Annotated in this window: 18 protein-coding genes; 13 read left to right on the top strand and 5 right to left on the bottom strand. The window is 68.4% G+C overall.

What is annotated here, in order from left to right:
• Nucleotides 1-17: 17 nt before the first annotated feature.
• The 5 genes from M1M07_RS04855 to M1M07_RS04835 all read left to right on the top strand — a co-directional run bounded on the left by M1M07_RS04855 (nucleotide 18) and on the right by M1M07_RS04835 (nucleotide 5171).
• Complete coding sequence (locus tag M1M07_RS04855) at nucleotides 18-539, top strand: DUF6764 family protein (RefSeq protein ID WP_197257441.1); 522 nt, start codon at nucleotides 18-20, stop codon at nucleotides 537-539.
• Between the two features lie 99 nt (nucleotides 540-638).
• Complete coding sequence (locus tag M1M07_RS04850) at nucleotides 639-1844, top strand: serine hydrolase domain-containing protein (protein ID WP_197257618.1); 1206 nt, start codon at nucleotides 639-641, stop codon at nucleotides 1842-1844.
• Between the two features lie 191 nt (nucleotides 1845-2035).
• Nucleotides 2036-2260 carry a dodecin gene (locus tag M1M07_RS04845; protein WP_197257443.1) on the top strand — a complete coding sequence of 75 codons (225 nt, stop codon included), beginning with the start codon at nucleotides 2036-2038 and terminating at the stop codon, nucleotides 2258-2260.
• A 149-nt stretch (nucleotides 2261-2409) separates the two neighbouring features.
• Complete coding sequence (locus tag M1M07_RS04840) at nucleotides 2410-4089, top strand: FAD-dependent oxidoreductase (protein WP_248673446.1); 1680 nt, start codon at nucleotides 2410-2412, stop codon at nucleotides 4087-4089.
• 155 nt (nucleotides 4090-4244) lie between these two features.
• On the top strand, nucleotides 4245-5171 hold the full coding sequence (locus tag M1M07_RS04835; protein WP_248673445.1) for an Ig-like domain-containing protein: 927 nt from the start codon (nucleotides 4245-4247) through the stop codon (nucleotides 5169-5171).
• An 81-nt stretch (nucleotides 5172-5252) separates the two neighbouring features.
• Here the strand turns inward: M1M07_RS04835 and M1M07_RS04830 are convergent, their stop codons facing one another.
• Nucleotides 5253-5420, bottom strand: a complete 168-nt coding sequence (locus M1M07_RS04830; protein ID WP_248673444.1) for a bacterioferritin-associated ferredoxin — start codon at nucleotides 5418-5420, stop codon at nucleotides 5253-5255.
• Between the two features lie 11 nt (nucleotides 5421-5431).
• Entirely contained in the window at nucleotides 5432-6262 is an 831-nt protein-coding gene (locus M1M07_RS04825; RefSeq protein WP_248673443.1) for an NAD(P)-dependent oxidoreductase, read from the bottom strand.
• A gap of 85 nt (nucleotides 6263-6347) precedes the next feature.
• Between M1M07_RS04825 and M1M07_RS04820 the strand changes: the two genes are divergently transcribed.
• The 4 genes from M1M07_RS04820 (at nucleotide 6348) to M1M07_RS04805 (ending at nucleotide 10414) form a co-directional block, all read left to right on the top strand.
• A complete protein-coding gene (locus M1M07_RS04820) occupies nucleotides 6348-7925 on the top strand; it encodes a methylmalonyl-CoA mutase family protein (RefSeq protein ID WP_248673442.1) in 1578 nt (525 codons plus the stop codon).
• On the top strand, nucleotides 7925-8326 hold the full coding sequence (locus M1M07_RS04815) for a cobalamin B12-binding domain-containing protein (protein WP_248673441.1): 402 nt from the start codon (nucleotides 7925-7927) through the stop codon (nucleotides 8324-8326). The genes M1M07_RS04820 and M1M07_RS04815 overlap by 1 nt, the downstream gene beginning before the upstream one ends.
• Nucleotides 8327-8408: 82 nt before the next feature.
• Complete coding sequence (locus M1M07_RS04810) at nucleotides 8409-9365, top strand: LLM class F420-dependent oxidoreductase (protein WP_248673440.1); 957 nt, start codon at nucleotides 8409-8411, stop codon at nucleotides 9363-9365.
• A complete protein-coding gene (locus tag M1M07_RS04805) occupies nucleotides 9362-10414 on the top strand; it encodes a CoA transferase (protein ID WP_248673439.1) in 1053 nt (350 codons plus the stop codon). Before M1M07_RS04810 ends, M1M07_RS04805 begins: the two co-directional genes overlap by 4 nt.
• A gap of 64 nt (nucleotides 10415-10478) precedes the next feature.
• On the opposite strand, the gene M1M07_RS04800 is transcribed toward M1M07_RS04805, so the two are convergent.
• A complete protein-coding gene (locus tag M1M07_RS04800) occupies nucleotides 10479-11498 on the bottom strand; it encodes a ferredoxin--NADP reductase (RefSeq protein WP_197257460.1) in 1020 nt (339 codons plus the stop codon).
• Between the two features lie 105 nt (nucleotides 11499-11603).
• Between M1M07_RS04800 and M1M07_RS04795 the strand changes: the two genes are divergently transcribed.
• Genes M1M07_RS04795 through M1M07_RS04780 form a run of 4 tightly spaced genes read left to right on the top strand, consistent with a single transcriptional unit; the run spans nucleotide 11604 to nucleotide 15767 of the window.
• Nucleotides 11604-13040 carry a class I adenylate-forming enzyme family protein gene (locus tag M1M07_RS04795; RefSeq protein WP_231611729.1) on the top strand — a complete coding sequence of 479 codons (1437 nt, stop codon included), beginning with the start codon at nucleotides 11604-11606 and terminating at the stop codon, nucleotides 13038-13040.
• Nucleotides 13018-13926, top strand: coding sequence for an acyl-CoA dehydrogenase family protein (locus M1M07_RS04790; RefSeq protein WP_197257462.1), 909 nt, complete (start codon nucleotides 13018-13020; stop codon nucleotides 13924-13926). The genes M1M07_RS04795 and M1M07_RS04790 overlap by 23 nt, the downstream gene beginning before the upstream one ends.
• Entirely contained in the window at nucleotides 13913-15001 is a 1089-nt protein-coding gene (locus M1M07_RS04785) for an acyl-CoA dehydrogenase family protein (RefSeq protein ID WP_197257464.1), read from the top strand. Before M1M07_RS04790 ends, M1M07_RS04785 begins: the two co-directional genes overlap by 14 nt.
• Nucleotide 15002: 1 nt before the next feature.
• Nucleotides 15003-15767, top strand: coding sequence for an enoyl-CoA hydratase/isomerase family protein (locus M1M07_RS04780; protein WP_197257466.1), 765 nt, complete (start codon nucleotides 15003-15005; stop codon nucleotides 15765-15767).
• 59 nt (nucleotides 15768-15826) lie between these two features.
• Here the strand turns inward: M1M07_RS04780 and M1M07_RS04775 are convergent, their stop codons facing one another.
• Together M1M07_RS04775 and M1M07_RS04770 are read right to left on the bottom strand one after the other, a co-directional pair.
• Entirely contained in the window at nucleotides 15827-16564 is a 738-nt protein-coding gene (locus tag M1M07_RS04775; RefSeq protein WP_248673438.1) for an SDR family NAD(P)-dependent oxidoreductase, read from the bottom strand.
• Nucleotides 16561-17325 (bottom strand): SDR family NAD(P)-dependent oxidoreductase, encoded by a 765-nt coding sequence (locus tag M1M07_RS04770; RefSeq protein ID WP_248673437.1) that lies wholly within the window; start codon nucleotides 17323-17325, stop codon nucleotides 16561-16563. Before M1M07_RS04770 ends, M1M07_RS04775 begins: the two co-directional genes overlap by 4 nt.
• Between the last annotated feature and the right edge of the window lie 52 nt (nucleotides 17326-17377).

Genomic DNA, 17377 nt, shown 5'->3' with positions numbered 1-17377 from the left:
CGAGGAGGACTACCGCGGTGACGTGCCCCCGGATTCGACTACGCACACTCGGCGGTGCGGTCGCGGTCGTTGCCGCCGCCATCACCGTCCCCCTTCTTTCCGCCGCATCCGCGCAGGCTCTGACGTGCGCGGCGCCCCCGGGAACCCCGGCATCGATCGTCGAGATCGAGGGCACCACCGGGTGCGGCGCCAACACGGATGCGACCAGCGGTGCGTGGGGCTACACCGACGGCGGTGTCGGCTTCGCGGACGCCAGCGGTGGTGCGCTCGTGGTCGGGGCCGGCCTGTCCGGTGGGGTCGGCGCGGGGGAGAGCCGCGGGGGACAGCTCGCGGCGCTCGGTTTCGGCGACGGGGCCCTCGCCCTGGGCGTTCTCGACGATCCGGCGACCGCGGTCGTACTGGCCGGACCGCAGTCGCAGGCGTATGTCGGCGACGGCGCCGATCCGATGCTGTGTGAGGGCTCGGCGGCGGCGGCGGTGAATCTCACGACGGGCCGGAGCTGTGTCGTCGTCGAGTCGTTCCGATACGCGGCACCCTGAGCGCTTTTATCCCTTCCGTTCAGCGGAATCAACCCTTTCGTGGATGCAATCCGACACATAGTCTGTCGGAATTGCCGGGATGGGGAGAGTTCCATGACGATGCTGACGGATGTCCAGCTCGAGTACGAGGCCGACCAGCGGCCACCGACCGAGATGCATGTGGACCCGCGGTTCCTGCCGCTCGCCGACCGCTTCTTCGCGATGTACCGGCAGCCCCAGGACGGCGGCGGCGCTCTGTCCGCCTACCTCCACGGCGAGAAGGTCCTGGACATCTGGGCCGGGTGGTCGGGTCCGGACCGGCGCTGGAACCGCGACACCATGTCGCTGTCCTTCTCGACGGGCAAGGGCGTGGCCTCGACGGTCGTGCACCGGCTCGCGGAACGTGGAATCATCGACTACTTCGCTCCGGTCGCGCAGTACTGGCCGGAGTTCGCCGCGGCCGGCAAGGAATCGATCACCGTCGCGGACGTGATGACGCACCGCGCCGGTCTGCACCGGGTTCGGGGACTGGTTCCCGGCCGCGACGGAATCCTCGACTACGACACGACGGTCGCCGCGCTCGCCGCTGCCCGCCCGTCCCGTCGCCGTCTCCGGGGCACCGGCTATCACGCGGTCACCTACGGGTGGCTGGTCGCGGAGATCGTCCGGCGGGCAACGGGACTGCCCTTCGAGGACGTGGTCCGGCGGGAGATCGCCGAACCCCTCGGAAATCCCGACTTCTGGTATCGCGTTCCGACCTCGGAGCGGCACCGGATCGCCAAGCTGTTCCCCCGCATCAACCCGGCCGGGCTCCATTGGGAGATCAGCGCGTCGGTGCTGTCGAAGATCGCGCCGACGCGCGGCCTGGCGGAGGCCGCGATGCCCGACGGGTTCGACGATCTCGTTCGTAACCCCGCCGTGCACGACTCGGTGATGCCCGGGTGGAACGGGGTGTTCACGGCACGGTCCCTGGCACGGATGTACGGCGCGATCGCGGCCGGCGGCACGATCGACGGTGTGTGCTTCCTGAAGCCGGAGACGATCGAGGCGATGAACGAGGTCCGGGTGCGTGGCCGTGACTACGTGCTCGGGGTGCCGATGGCCTGGCGGCTGGGTTACCACCAGCCGTTGTTCGCGAGCCGGGAGCGGCCGCGTGGGGCACTGGGTCACTACGGCGTCGGCGGGTCGGGTGCGTTCGCGGACCTCGACAACGGATTGTCGTTGGCGTTCACCACCAATCGGCTCGGGGCCGGTGCGATGCCGCTCGGTGATCTGCGTCTGGCGCGGCTCGGTCCGGTGGCGCGCGAATTGGCTCGGAAGGCCTGACGCACGGGCCCATCGTCCGGGCTCCCGTCCCGCCCCTTCGCGGGCGGACAATTCGGTCACTGTCGCGTTGCGATATTGCGCGCTGTCGCCTTGCGACATTTGTGGTTTCGCGCGTTTCGAAGACGGTGGCCGGGGTGCACTCGCACTATTGGATACAGGTGCTGTGTCTGGTATGAAAGGGAGGCACCACAATGAGCCATGTCTACCGAGTCATCGAGGTGGTCGGGTCGTCGACCGAAGGTGTCGACGATGCCATCGCGAGAGCAGTGGCAAGGGCCGCCGAAACGACGCGGCACCTGGAATGGTTCGAAGTGGTGAACGTGCGCGGCCACATAGACGACGGTGCGGTCGCGCATACGCAGGTCACCCTCAAGATCGGTTTCCGGATCGAATCGGGCGACGAGTTCGCGGATTAGACTGCGGGTTCGGCTTCCGGTTCCGCACCGGAACCCCTCGGGAAACCTACGCATCGCCGGTGATCGGCAATTCTCGACCATAACTGCAACACGTTATAGTCTGGATGTGAAACGTCGTATCACACCGGCACTCTCAGGCAGGTATACCCGTGGCTTATGTAATCACCCAGGCGTGTTGTAACGATGCGTCGTGCGTCGAGGTCTGTCCGGTCAACTGCATTCACCCGACACCCGACGAGCCGCAGTTCGCCACCACCGAACTGCTCTACATCGATCCGGAAACGTGCATCGACTGCGGTGCCTGCGTGGACGAATGCCCGGTCGACGCCATCTCCGCGGACAACGAGCTGGCCGCCGAACACGAGCCCTACCTGAAGATCGCCGCGGACTACTACGAGCGGTACCCGATCGGCCCGGACTGGCCGGAACTGCGTGAGCGCAGGAAGATTCCTGCCGAGCTCGGCACCCTGCGGGTCGCGATCGTCGGGTCCGGACCTGCCGCCTGCTACGCCGCGATGGAACTGACGTCCCGCCCGCGCGTCGAGGTCGACATCTTCGATCGGCTTCCCACCCCGTACGGTCTCGTCCGTGCGGGTGTCGCGCCGGATCACAAGAGCACCAAGGCGGTCGGCGACCTGTTCCGCAGCGCCATCGGCCACAAGAACACCCAGTGCTACTTCGACGTCGAGGTCGGCACCCACATCAGCCACGACGAACTGCTCGCCCACCACCACGCCGTGATCTACGCGGTCGGGGCCGCCGGGGACCGGCATCTGGACGTCCCGGGTGAGGAGCTGCCCGGTTCGCACGCCGCAACGGAGTTCGTTTCCTGGTACAACGGGCACCCCGACTACGCGGACCGGCAGTTCGACCTGTCCGGCGAGCGCGCGGTGATCATCGGCAACGGCAACGTCGCGCTCGACGTCGCCCGCGCACTCGTGATGGATCCGGAGATCTTCGCCCGCACCGACATGGCCGACCACGCCGTGGAGGCCCTGCGTAATTCGAACATCCGCGAGGTCGTCATCGTGGGCCGTCGTGGTCCCGCCCAGGCCGCCTACACGAATCCGGAACTGCTCGCGCTCGGGCAACTTCGCGGCATCGACGTGATCGTCGATCCCGCCGAGGTCGAGCTCGATCCGGCCAGCCGTGCGCTTCTCGACGATCCCGACTGCGAACCGCGCATCGCCCTGAAGGTCGAGCAGGCCGAAGGATTCGCACGACGCACGCCCACCGAGGGCAACAAGCGCATCGTGCTGCGCTACCTCGCCTCGCCGGTGGAGATCAACGGCGACGGCAAGGTCGAGTCGATCACCCTCGAACGCAACGAACTCGTCGAGGTCGACGGACGCCTCGAGGCCCGGCCCACCGGTGAACGCGAGACGATCGAAACCGGTCTGGTGCTCCGGTCGATCGGCTACCGCGGCACGCCGCTGGCGGATCTTCCCTTCGACGAGCGTCGCGGCGTGATCCCCAACAAGGAGGGTCGCGTCGTCGACCCGCAGACCGGGGAGCCGCTCACGGGCGTCTACACCGCCGGCTGGATCAAGCGTGGCCCGAGCGGTGTGATCGGAACCAACAAGCAGTGCTCGGCGCAGACCGTCGAGCGGCTCATCGACGACTTCGTCGCCGGCCGGCTCGCCACCCCGGCCGAGGACCGGGAGAAGCTCGCGACGCTCGTCGCCGAGCGCCGGCCCGGGTTCGTCGACTACAGCGGTTGGCAGAGGATCGACAAGCAGGAACGTTCCCGTGGTGCTGCAGCGGGGAAGGCACGGCAGAAGTTCGTGTCCGTCGCCGAGATGCTCGAGGCCTCGCGGCTGGAATCCTGACACCCTCCGACCTGCACGAACGCACCGAAAAGCGAGTGTGAGCCGGGCCGCTCGATTGGCGGTCCGGCATGGCGCTGTGTCTAATGGGTGGGCACGAAGCGCTGCGATCGGGGCAGGCAGAGAGGCAGCGCACGGTCTACACGATGGGTTGGAGCATGTCCTTGAAGCAGGTTCGGGTGACCGGTGGGAACCGGGCCGGACGATGGTCCGGGCGAGTTGCCACCGCACTGATCGGTACCACCGCCGCCACACTCACGCTCGTCGGTCCCGCCGGCGCAGCGCCGCTGTGGCCCGGGGGCCCGGAGCTGCCGAGCATTCAAGAGGTCTTCCCCGGACTGGGCGGGCAGGTGCCCACGGCGCCGCCGGCTCCCGTGGTGGCGCCGTTCTCGGCGCCGTCGGTGAACCCGACCAACGGTGAGACGGTCGGTGTCGCCCAGCCGATCATCATCCGCTTCAACGAGCCGATCAGCGACCGCGCGGCCGCGGAGCGCGCCATCTCGATCACGACCAGCCCCGCCGTCGGCGGCCACTTCTACTGGGCCTCCGATCGCCAGGTGCGGTGGCGTCCGTTCGAGTTCTGGCCCGCCCACACGCAGGTCACGGTCGCCGCCGGCGACACCCACTCGTCGTTCACGATCGGTGACGCGCAGATCACCGTGGCGGACGACAACACCAAGACCGTCACGGTGACCCGCAACGGCGAGGTCGTGCGGACGATGCCGACGTCGTTCGGCAAGCCCGGCCACGAAACGCCCAACGGCACGTACATCGTCGGCGAGCGTTTCCGGGACATGTACATGGACTCGTCCACCTACGGGGTGCCCGTGGACTCCCCGGAGGGCTACCGCACCTACGTCGAGTACGCGACGCGAATCTCCAACAGCGGCATCTTCGTTCACGCCGCGCCGTGGTCGGAGTGGGCGCAGGGCAATACCAACGTCAGCCACGGTTGCCTCAACGTGAGCACCGAGGACGGCAAGTGGTTCTTCGAGAACGCCCAGAAGGGCGATCCGGTCATCGTGCAGAACACCGACGGCGGTGTGCTGAACGGCTGGGACGGCCTCGGGGACTGGAACCTCTGATCCGCGAAAGTTCCTGATACGCAACGAGAACGCGCCGCCACCTCCGTGAGAGGTGGGGGCGCGTTTGTCGTCGGTGTGGTGCTATGTGGCGCTGTGCTGCGCGATGATCGACCGCACGGTCCGCCGGCACCGCCCGCAATCGGAGCCCGCCCCGCACGCCGCGGCGATCTCCTTCGAACTGTGCGCACCCCGGTCGACGATTTCGCTCACGGTGTCGCCGGTGACGCCGTGGCACAGGCAGATGTACATCGCACGCTCCGTCAGTCCAGGAACAGGTCGATCTGGGGGTTGTCGCCGCCGCCGTAGCGCGACAGGTCGGTGACCCCGGCCTCGGTGAGCACGTCGGCGTCGATGAAGCACCGGCCGGTGGTCTCCCTCGCGGGACGGCCGAGGATCTCGACCGCGGCATCGGCCATGATCTCGGGGCTGCGCGAGGACGACAGGAGCGTGTCCCCGTCCTTCATGTTCGCGACCGCGGAGGTCGCGATGAAGGTCTGCGGCCACAGGCAGTTCGCGGCGATCCCGTCCCCGGCGTACTCGGCAGCGAAACCCAATGTCAGCAGCGACATCCCGTACTTCGACAGGGTGTAGGCCGGGTGGACTCCGAGCCAGTAGGGGTTCATGTTGACCGGCGGTGAGACGGTCAGGATGTGCGGGTTCGCGGACTTGCGGAGGTGCGGAACCGAGGCCTTCGTCATGAGGAACGTGCCGCGGCAGTTGATCTCCTGCATGAGGTCGTACCGCTTGACCGGCAGGTCCTCGGTTGCACCCGTCGCGATCGCGCTCGCGTTGTTCACGCAGATGTCGATGCCGCCGAACCGCTCGACCGCGGTGTCGATCAGCCGCTGGACGTCGTCCTCGTTTCGGACGTCGCCGACCACGGCCACGGCCTTGCCGCCGGCCGCCTCGATGTCCGCGACGGCGGTGTGGACGGTGCCCTGGAGTTTCGGGTGGGGCTCGGCGGTCTTGGCGAGCAGAACGACGTTGGCGCCCTGTCTCGCCGCGGCGACCGCGATGGCCAGGCCGATCCCGCGGCTGGCACCGGAGATCACCATGGTGCGGTCGGACAGTGGATTCGGCTGGCTCGACATCGTTCTCCCTGCAATCGGTGGTTCACACGCAGCGTTCTCGCTGATGATATTGGCATTCTCATTTTCTGCAAGTATCGTATCCGGCGTGACCGATTTCGCTGAGACCTCGTCGGGAATCCCCCTGGATGCGGTGTACGGACCGGCCGACAGAGTCGGCGAACCGCCTGCACCGGGCGAATTCCCCTTCACCCGCGGCAACTTCGCGACCGGCTATCGCGGTCGGCTGTGGACGTTCCGCCAGTACTCCGGATTCGGGACCGCCGAGGAATCCAACCGGCGCTACCGGTATCTCCTCGACCAGGGCGGCACCGGGTTGTCCGTCGCGCTCGACCTGCCCACCCAGTGCGGCTACGACTCCGACGACCCGGAATACGGTGAGGAGGTCGGACGTGTCGGCGTCGCCGTCGACACCCTCGCCGACGCCGAGATCCTGTTCGACGGCATCCCGCTCGACAAGATCAGCACCAGCTTCACCATCAACGGCACGGCCGCGATCCTGCTCGCGTTCTACGTCGCCGCCGCGGAGAAATCCGGCGTGCCCCGCGAAAAGCTCACCGGCACGATCCAGAACGACATCCTCAAGGAATACGCCTCGCGCGGCACCTGGATCTGGCCGCCCGAACCGTCGCTGCGGCTGATCGCCGACACCATCGAGTTCTGCGCCGCGGAAGTTCCGCGGTTCAACGCGATCTCGGTGGCGGGCGCGCACTTCCGCGACGCCGGTGCGAACGCCGTGCAGGAGATGGCGTTCACCCTCGCCGACGGCGTCACCTACTGCGACACCGTCGTCGAACGCGGACGCATGACGATCGATCAGTTCGCCCCGCAGATCTCGTTCTTCTTCTACACCCACGGCGACTTCTTCGAGGAGATCGCGAAATACCGTGCGGGACGCCGCCGTTGGGCGACGATCGTGCGCGAACGCTACGGCGCGAAGACCGAGAAGGCGTCGATGTTCCGGTTCGGCTGCGTCGCCGGCGGTGCGTCGCTGTACGCCCCGCAGGCCCAGAACAACCTGGTGCGCGTCGCCTACGAGGCGATGGCCTCGGTGCTCGGTGGTGTCCAGTCGATGTTCACCGCCGCGTGGGACGAGCCGTTCGCGCTGCCCAGCGAGGAATCGGCGACGCTCGCACTGCGCACGCAACAGATCCTCGCGTACGAGACCGGGGTCGCGCGGGTCGCCGATCCCCTGGGCGGCTCGTACTTCGTCGAGGCGCTCACCGACGCGACCGAAGCCAAGATCGTCGAGATCATGAGCGATCTCGAAGAGCACGGCGGCATGGTGCGCGCGATCGAGGACGGCTACCTGCAGGGCCTCATCGCGGACGAGGCCTACAAGCTCCACCTGCAGATCGAGGCGGGCGAGCGCACCGTCGTCGGCGTCAACAAGCTCACGTCGAACGAGCCGCCACCGGAGATCGGCACGTACGAGCTCGACGCCGAAGGCCGTGAGCTGCAGCTCAAGCGACTCGCCAAGGTCAAGGCCGAACGCGATCCGGAGCTGGTCAAGACCAGTCTCGCCGCCCTGTCCCGCGCAGCGGAAGGAACCGACAACCTCATGCACAAACTGATCGACTGCGCCAACGCGTACTGCACCGTCGGCGAAATGGTCTCCGCGCTCAAGGCCGTGTGGGGCGAATTCCAGCAGCCGGTGGTGTTCTGATGACCGCCCGCATCCTCGTCGCCAAGCCCGGACTCGACGGCCACGACCGGGGCGCCAAGATCGTCGCGCGCGCACTGCGCGACGCCGGATTCGAGGTCATCTACACCGGCATCCGCCAGAAGATCGAGGACATCGTGTCCATCGCGCTGCAGGAGGACGTCGCGGTCGTCGGCCTGAGCATCCTCTCGGGTGCGCACATCGCGCTGACCACCCGCACGATCGAGGCGCTCAAGGCCGCCGACGCCGGCGACATCGCCGTGATCGTCGGTGGCACCATCCCGCAGGGCGACGTACCGAAGCTGCTCTCCGCGGGGGCTGCGGCCGTGTTCCCCACCAGCACACCGCTGGACGTCCTGGTGACCGAGGTCCGCAAGCTGACCGGTACCGACACCCCGGCCTGAGCGCAGCAACGTCAACAACAACACCGCCGCGACGCCCTACGGGGGTTGCAGTGGAACGGATCTCGACAAACGTGGAGGAATCGTGCGGATCGGAGTGATGGTCGGGCCCGAACAGGGCGACACCGCTCGCAAGGTCGACCGGATGCTGAAGGACGTCGAGTGGGCGGAGGCCGCCGGCCTCGACACCGTGTGGGTTCCCCAGATTCCCACGGACTTCGACGCATTGACCGCGGTCGCGCTGATGGGTACCCGCACGTCGCGGATCGAGATCGGCACCGCCGTGGTGCCGCTGCAGGCGCAGCACCCGGTGCATCTGGTGCGCCAGGCGCTGTCGACCCACGCCGCGCTCGGTGGCCGGCTCGCGCTGGGCGTCGGCCCGTCGCATCACTGGATCGTCCAGGACATGCTGGGTCTGCCCTACGACAAGCCCGCCAAGTTCACCCGGGACTACCTCGAGGTGCTCGGTGCGATCAAGGATCTGCCCGGCTCGATCGACGTCGAGAACGACACGTTCACGGTGCACAATCCGCTCGACATCGCACCCGTGGCCCCGATGCCGGTGCTCGTCGCCGCGCTCGGACCGGTCATGCTGAAGATCGCCGGGGAACGCGCCGACGGCACCGTGCTCTGGATGGCCGACGAACGCGCGATCGGTGAGCACATCGCACCGCGTATCACCAAGGCCGCTGCGGACGCCGGACGACCGAGTCCGCGGATCATCGCGGGTGTGCCGGTGTGCCTGTGCGCACCGTCGGAGGTCGACGTCGCCCGTGAACGCGCCAACCGGATCCTCGCCGAGGCCGAGATCTCCCCGAACTACCAGCGGCTCCTCGAACACGGCGAGTCGAAGGACATCGGCGACATGGCCATCGTCGGCGACGAGGACGCGATCCTCGCCGGGTTCCGCCGGTACGAGGAGGCGGGGGTGACCGACCTGTCGATGCGGCTGCTGCCGATCGGCAACACCCGCGACGAACTCGTCGCGTCCAAATACCGTACTCGCGAGGTCGTTTCGGAACTCGTCAAGGAACTGCGGTGAGTGCGGGTCCGCTCGCGGGAATCAAGATCCTCGAGGTCGGCCACATCCTCGCCGGGCCGTACGCGACGATGATGCTGGCCGATCTCGGCGCGGAGGTCACCAAGGTCGAACCCCCGACCGGCGACCTCTCGCGTCAGGTCAGCGACGCCTACTTCGCGAGCCTCAATCGCGGCAAGCGCAGCATCTGCCTCGATCTCGGCAGCGACGAGGGGCAACGCCGGCTCGGTGAGCTCGCCGCCGAATCCCATGCGCTGCTGGTCAATCTCAAGCCGTCGGCGATCCGCAAGTACGGTCTGACGTACGACGCTCTGCGCAGGTTCAACGACAAGATCGTGTGCGTCGCGCTCACCGGCTACGGTCTCGACTCCGGCGACGACCCGGCGTTCGACTACGTCATCCAGGCGGAGACCGGGGTGGCCGCGCTCACCGGCGACCCGGACGGTCCGCCGACCTTGCCCGGCTATTCGGCGGCGGACAATTCCACGGGCTTGACCGCGGCGCTGGGTCTGCTCGCCCAGATCGTCTCCGGCCGCGGCGGGCAGGTCGACGTGTCGTTGCGCGACGTCATGCTCTCGCAGCTCAACTACCGCGCGTCCGCCTATCTCAACGAGGGCACCGAGCCGCGGCGCATGCCGTACGGTGCACACTCGTACTACGTTCCGGCGCAACTCTTTCCGACCGCGGAGGGGTATCTGGCGCTGTTCGTCACGCACGACGGGTTCTGGCGGTCGTTCGCGAAGGAAGCGGGTATCGACGGATTCGCGACGATGGCCGAGCGGGCGCAGAACCGCGACGAGGTGCTCGCCGCGGTGACCGCGGCGCTCGCGACCGACACCGCCGCGGGGTGGGAAGCGCGACTGCGGCCGCTCGGCGTGCCGTCCGCGGCGGTCCGGTCGTTGCCGGAGGCGCTCGCTCAGACCCCCGAGGCCGTGGTCACGGCGGGCGATTTCCGGCTCGTCGGCAGTCCCATCAAGGTCGCCGGCTACGAACCGGTCTACGGCGCGCCGCCGCGGCTCGGTGAGCACGGCGCACTTCCTGCGCACACCTGACCCTTCCCCCTCGTGCGTGGTTTCGGTAGCCGGTGCTACCGAAACCACGCACGAGGGGTTTCGGTCACTCGTACTTGACCTTGATCGACGGGGTGTCCGGCACGGCCTGGCACGTGAGCACGTAGCCTTCCTCGACCTCGTCGTCCGAAAGTGCCTCGTTGGTGCGCATCGTCGCGCAACCCTCGGTCACCAGCGCCATGCAGGTGCCGCAGTTGCCCATCTCGCAGAAGAACGGCGGGGTCAATCCGGCGCGGCGGGCGCTTTCGAGGATGGTTTCGCCGGCGTGGCGCGGTACCGATCCCTTCTTGCGTCCGACGAAGATCGTCACGGTCCCCTCGAGCTCGCCGGATTCCTCGGCGGCGGGGGCGGCGGGCTGTTCGGTGGAAGCCGGTGCCGGCGGGATGCCGAAGCGCTCGCTGAACACGCCGCCCGGGCCGGGCAGCGTCGACTCGATCAGATCCATGAACGGTTCGGGGCCACACAGGTAGCTGTCCGCGTCCACGTCGCTGCCGACGAACGCGCGGATGGCCTCGGCGTCGAGCAGGCCCTTCTCGTCGTCGAGATGGCGCACGACCGTCAGCCGGTCCGGGTACTGCTCAACCAGCGCCTCGAGAACGGATTCGAAGATCGCCGACGGCTGGTCGCGGTCGGCGCACAGCAACCGGACGGGGCGATCGGTGGTGGCCAGGGTGGACTTGGCGAGCGACAGGATCGGGGTGATGCCGCTGCCGCCGCTGAATCCGAGGAGCGGCTTGTCGCTCTCCCGCAGCAGGAAGGTGCCGGTGGGGCGGCTGATCTCCACCTCGTCGCCCTCGGAGACGTTGTCGAGCAGCCAGTTCGACACCTTGCCGCCGGGTACGCGCTTGACGGTGACCGTGAGTTCGTCGTCGCTTTCGGGTGCGCTGGACATCGAGTACGACCGGTACAGCTCGGTGCCGTCGACGGTGACCTTGAAGTTCAGGAACTGCCCCGCCCGGTAGGTGAACGGGCCGTCCACGGGCGCCAGGACGAACGACCGGGCGTCGGAGGTCTCCTTCACGATCCGGGTCACCCGCGCCCGCTGGAACATAGGGGGTCTCGCCATGGATCGTCTCCTCCTCGGGGATTGTTCTACTGCCTGGAGAATTATATTCTCACCTACGATATAGGATCTTCTCAACGTCGAACACCCACCCGAGACGAGGCGCAGTTGTCGGACCCCACGATCGACCGGACGCGGAACACCACCACCGCCCTGGTGTTCGAGGACCGTGCCTACAGCCGCGTCGAGCTCGACGCGCTCGCGGCGGGCCTGGCGGTCCGGCTCGCCGAACGTGGCGTCGGCGCCGGCGACCGGGTCGCCTTGATGTCGTCGAACCGGCCCGAGTTCGTCGTGGCCGTGCAGGCGATCTGGCGCCTCGGGGCGTCCGTCGTGCTGCTCAGCCCGGCCTACAAGCACGACGAGGTCGTGCACGCCCTCGAGGTGACGCGGCCGGTTGCCGCGGTCGGCGACAATCCGGTCCTCGCCGAGCACGCCGACATGCTGCACCTCGACGAGCCGATCCCACCCGCGATCGGTGACGGCACGACAACCGCCCACGACCCGGACGTCGAGGCGGTACTGGTGTTCAGTTCGGGCACGACCGGGCTGCCCAAGGCCGTCCGGCACACCCACGGCTCCCTCGCCGCCGCCGTCGCGCACTGGCGCGACGCGCTGCAACTGACGTCCGCGGACCGGATGCAGGTGCTCACGCCGCCGTCTCACATCCTCGGGATCCTCAACATCGTCACCGCCCTCGAGGTCGGCGCGTGGTTCCGGCTGCATCGCCGCTTCGACATCGACGTGATGCTCCGGCACATCGAACGCGACCGGATCACCGTCGAGATGGCCGTCGCGCCGATCGCGCTGGCGATCGCGCAGCATCCGCATCTCGAGTCGTACGACCTGTCGTCGCTGCGCTACATCATGTGGGGCGCCACCCCGGTCACGGCGAGCGTCGCCGACACCGTCACCCGCCGCACCGGCGTCGGGTGGTTGCCTGCCTACGGCGCGAGCGAACTCCCGGTCATCGCCTGCAATCCGGTCGCCGGTGCGCGGCTGGACAGCGTCGGGCGTCCCGTCCCCGGCGTGACGGTGCGCGTGGTGTCACTGGACACCGGGGAGGTGCTGCCGGCGGGCGGTGTCGGCGAAATCCAGGCCCGCGCCGACTCCCTCATGGCCGGTTACCTTCCGGCCGATGCGAACCCCGACGCCTTCGCCGACGGCTGGTACCGCACCGGCGACGTCGGCTACCTCGACGAGGACGGCTGGCTGCGGATCACCGACCGGTCGAAGGAAATGATCAAGGTCAAGGGATTCCAGGTCGCGCCCGCCGAGGTCGAAAGCGTGCTGCACGGACATCCCGAGGTCACCGATTGCGCGGTGTTCGGCGTGCCCGACCCGGTGACCGGCGAGGCCGTCCTCGCCGCGGTCACGACCGGCGGGCCGGTCACCGAAGCCGAACTGATCGCCCTGGTCGGCGACCGGCTGGCGTCTTACAAACGCCCGAGCCGGGTCCTGTTCGTCCCCGAAATCCCTCGCCTGCCCTCCGGCAAGGTGTTGCGCCGAGTACTCAAGGAGCGCTATGGACGTCCGTCTGACGAGTGAACAACGACAATTACGTGATGCGGCAGCGAAACTCGCCGACGACCTCGGTCCTGGATCGGTCCAGGATCTCGACGACGACAGCCGGGTCGCCCGGCTCGAGAAGGCGGTCGACACGACCGGCTGGCGCGCCCTGCGCTCCGACGGCGCGTCCGGTGTCGAGGTCGCGATCGTCGCCGAGGAGTTCGGTCGCGGTCTCGTCGACGTACCCTTCCTCGGTCCCGTCCTCGCAGACGACCTGCGGCGTCACCTCGGCGACGACCAGTCGCCGTGGGCGATCGGTGTCGGCTCCGAAGCGGTCGACGCGCGCGGCCTCACCGATGCGGTGATCCTGCGGGACAGGCAGATCCTTTCGGCGCCCGTCGGTGCCGACATCGCCGCCGCCGCGGACCTGACCCGCTGTTTCGCGGAACTCGGCGAGCCGGGCGAGCCGCTCGGCGAACTGTCCGCCGCCGACGCGGACCGCTGGTACGCGCTCGCTCTCGTCGCGACCACCGCCGACCTCGTCGGCGTATCCCGCGGTGCGCAGGACCTCGCCGTCGACTACGCGAAGATGCGCGAGCAGTACGGCCACACCATCGGGTCGTACCAGGCGGTCGCGCACATGCTCGCCGAGAGCCAGGCGCTGATCGAAGGGTCGATCAGCGTGCTGCGGCACGCGGCGTGGGCGGTCGACGAACTCGACACCGCCGAGGCGATCCAGGCTTCCCGGGTCGCGAAGATCTACTGCGCGCGAGCCGCTTTCACGATCTGCGAGACCTCGATCCAGGTGCACGGTGGCATCGGCAACACCTGGGAATGCCTCGCGCACGTCTACCTGCGGCGGGCGCTCGCGTCCACCGAACTGTTCCCCGTGAGCCTGAAGGAGATCGACCTTGGAGTTTCGTGATTCGCCGGAGGAAGCCGCGTTCCGCGACCGTCTGAGGTCCTGGCTCGCGACCACGGCCAAGCAATTCCCGACATCGGGCGACGAGTACTGGGCGAAACAGCCCGAGTGGCATCGGGCGCTGTACAACGCCGGATTCTTCGGGCTGTCCTGGCCGAAGGAATTCGGGGGACAGGACCTGCCGCCCGTCTACGACGTGATCCTCGACGAGGAACTCGCGATCGCCGGTGCACCGGCCCGGCCGAGCCTCGGCTATCTGGTGATCGGTCTCGGTCACCACGGCAGCAAGGAACTGCAGCAGGAGTTCCTGCCCGGCATGATCAACGGCACCGAACGCTGGTGCCAGGGCTTCAGCGAACCGGGCGCCGGATCGGACCTGGCCTCGCTCACGACCACCGCGACCCGCGACGGCGACGAGTACGTCATCCACGGGCACAAGATCTGGACGAGCTATTCCGACGTCGCCGACTGGTGCCTGCTGCTCGCCCGCACCGAACCGGACAAGCCGCGGCACAAGGGCATCTCGGCGTTCATCGTGAACATGCACCAGGACGGGATCGAACAGCGACCGCTGAAGATGATCAGCGGCGTCACCAAGGAGTTCGGGCAGGTGCTGTTCGACGGTGCGCGTGTCCCGGCGTCGCGGATGGTCGGCAACCCCGGTGAGGGCTGGAAGCTGGCCATGACGGTGGTCGGGCACGAGCGCGAACCGTCGACACTCGGGTTCGCGGCCCGCTATGCGAAGACCGTCCGCGAACTCGCGGCCCGGTCCGACGGCCCGCCGTCCGACGAACTCGCTTGGGCGGCAGTGCAATCGGAGATGCTGCGGCTGCACGTGCGCCGCCGGTTGTCCGAGCAGCTCGACGGTCTGACCCACGGCTCGGAGGGCTCGCTCGACAAGCTGCTCATGACCTGGGTCGAGCAATCCGTCGGTCACGCGGCCCTGTCGGAGGCCGGCACCCGCGACGCGGAGATGCTCGGCACGTACATGTACAGCCGCGCGCAGTCCGTCATGGGTGGAACGTCGCAGATCCAGAAGAACATCGTGGCCTCGCGCATCCTCGGATTGGGAGTTTGACATGTACGACATGCCGGAAGAGATCGACGTTCGCGCGGACGGTCCGCTGCGCATCATCACGCTGAACCGCCCGGATGCGCTCAACGCGGTCAACGACGACCTGCACCACGGGCTCGCGCAGCTGTGGCCGCAACTGTCCGCCGACCGCACCGCGCGCGCCGCGGTGATCACCGGTGCCGGCAAGGCGTTCTCCGCGGGCGGCGATTTCGCGTACCTCGCGGAGCTGGCCGAGGACGCGGATCTGCGTGCGAAGACCATCGCGGACGGCCGCGAGCTGGTGATCGGGATGGCGCGCTGCCGGATTCCGGTGATCGCCGCCGTCAACGGCCCGGCCGTCGGCCTGGGCTGCAGCCTGGTGGCGCTCAGCGACGTCGTCTACATGGCGGAGCATGCGTACCTCGCCGATCCGCACGTGCAGGTCGGCCTGGTCGCGGCCGACGGCGGGCCCCTCACGTGGCCGCTGCAGATCAGCCTGCTGCAGACCAAGGAGTTCGCGCTCCTCGGCACGCGGATCCCGGCGGAGCGGGCGCTCGCGCTCGGTCTGGCCAACCACGTCGTCGCCGATCCGCTCACCGAGGCCCTCGCCGCGGCGAAGAAGATCTCCGAGCTTCCGCAGAAGGCGGTCGAGAGCACGAAGCGGCTGGTGAACATCCACCTCGAGCGCGCGATCCTCGCGAGCCTGGACTACGCGATGACCGCGGAGGACCTGACGTTCCAGAGCGACGACTTCCGCGCGAACATTGCCAGGCTCACGAAAAAGGCCTGACGGCCCGGTGTGCCTTTGTGGCGGTGGGAGCCGCCACAAAGGCACACCGGCGCGTAGCGCTAGAGCGTTTCCGACCGCTGAACGGTGCCGGTGATCCCGGAGGCGTCCTGCGCGGCCAGCAGCACCGCCGCCGCGCCCATCGTCTCCGGTGGCTCGACCATCTCCGGCGGAATCTCGATGCCGCTGCCGCCGGCGGTCCAGCCCTCGGTGAGAACGACCCGGGACGGGCTCAGACAGTTCACGGCGATGTTGTCGCCGCGCAGGTCCGACGCGAGTCCCAGATAGAGCCGTTCGACCGCGGCCTTCGACACCCAGTACGCGTTGGATCCGCGGTCGGTCATCGTCACGCCGGTGGTGGTCACCGCGATCAGCGATCCGCCGCCACGCGCGCGCAGATGCGGAATCGCCGCCTTGGTCACCAGGAACACGCCGGTGGTGTTGACGTCGAGGCACAGCTGCCACCGCTTCAGCGGCGTCGTCTCGATCGGGCCCTGCCACAGCACCCCGGCGTTGGCGACGACGATGTCGAGGCCACCGAACTCGGCGACCGTCGCGCCGATCGCCGCCTCGACGGACTCCTCGTCGGTGACGTCGCACGGCACCGGCAGGGCGCGACCGCCCGCCGCGACGATCCGGTCCGCGACCGAATGGATCGTGCCGGGCAGCCGGCCCTCGTTCTCCGAGCGTGCCGCGACCGCGACCGCCGCACCCGCTTCGGCGAGCGCGGCGGCCACCGCGGCGCCGATGCCACGGCTGGCACCGGCGACGAACGCGACCTTGCCGTCGAGAGCGGTCACTTCGGCGGGAACCGCAGTGCGCCGTCGAGGCGGATGACCTCGCCGTTGAGGTAGTCGTTCTCGACGATCGACGCGACGAGGGTCGCGTATTCGGGGGAGCGGCCCATGCGCTTGGGATGCGGCACCTGCGGACCCCAGTACGCCTCGAGCTGGTCGCCGGCCTTGCCGTAGGCGGGCGTGAGGAACGTGCCGGGCGCGATCGTGACGACGCGGACGCCGAGCGGCGACAGGTCGCGCGCCGCGACCAGGGTCATGCCGACGACGCCGCCCTTCGCGGCCGAGTAGGGGAGCTGACCGATCTGGCCCTCGTACGCGGCGATCGACGCCGTGTTGACGATGACACCGCGCTGCCCGTCCTCGAGCGGCTCCTGCCGGGCGATGGCGGCGGCGGCCAGGCGCATCACGTTGAACACCGAGACCAGGTACGACTCGATGGTGTTGGTGAAGTTCTCGAGCGGCATCGGGCTGCCGTCCTTGCCGACGAGCCGCCCGCCGCCGGCCGGGCCACCGTGGCAGTCCACCGACACGCGCAGCGGTCCGAGCGATTCGGCTTCGGCGATCGCGGCGAGCACCGATTCCTCGCTGCCGGCGTCGGTGCGGACGTAGCGCACGCCCAGCTCCTCCTCGAGTGCCTTGCCCTTGTCGTCGTTGACGTCGGCCACGACGACCTTCGCTCCGCCGGCGTGGAGACGGCGCACGGTGGCCTCGCCGAGGCCGCCGGTTCCGCCGACGACGATCGCTGAACTACCGGTGATCTGCATGTTGGTTTCCCTTCTTGCAACTACAGCTCTCTGCTTGAGAGAATAATGTTCT

This window comes from Rhodococcus sp. HM1, from assembly GCF_023218075.1.
GTDB lineage: Bacteria > Actinomycetota > Actinomycetes > Mycobacteriales > Mycobacteriaceae > Rhodococcus.
This window is presented reverse-complemented; position numbering and strand designations above follow the sequence as displayed.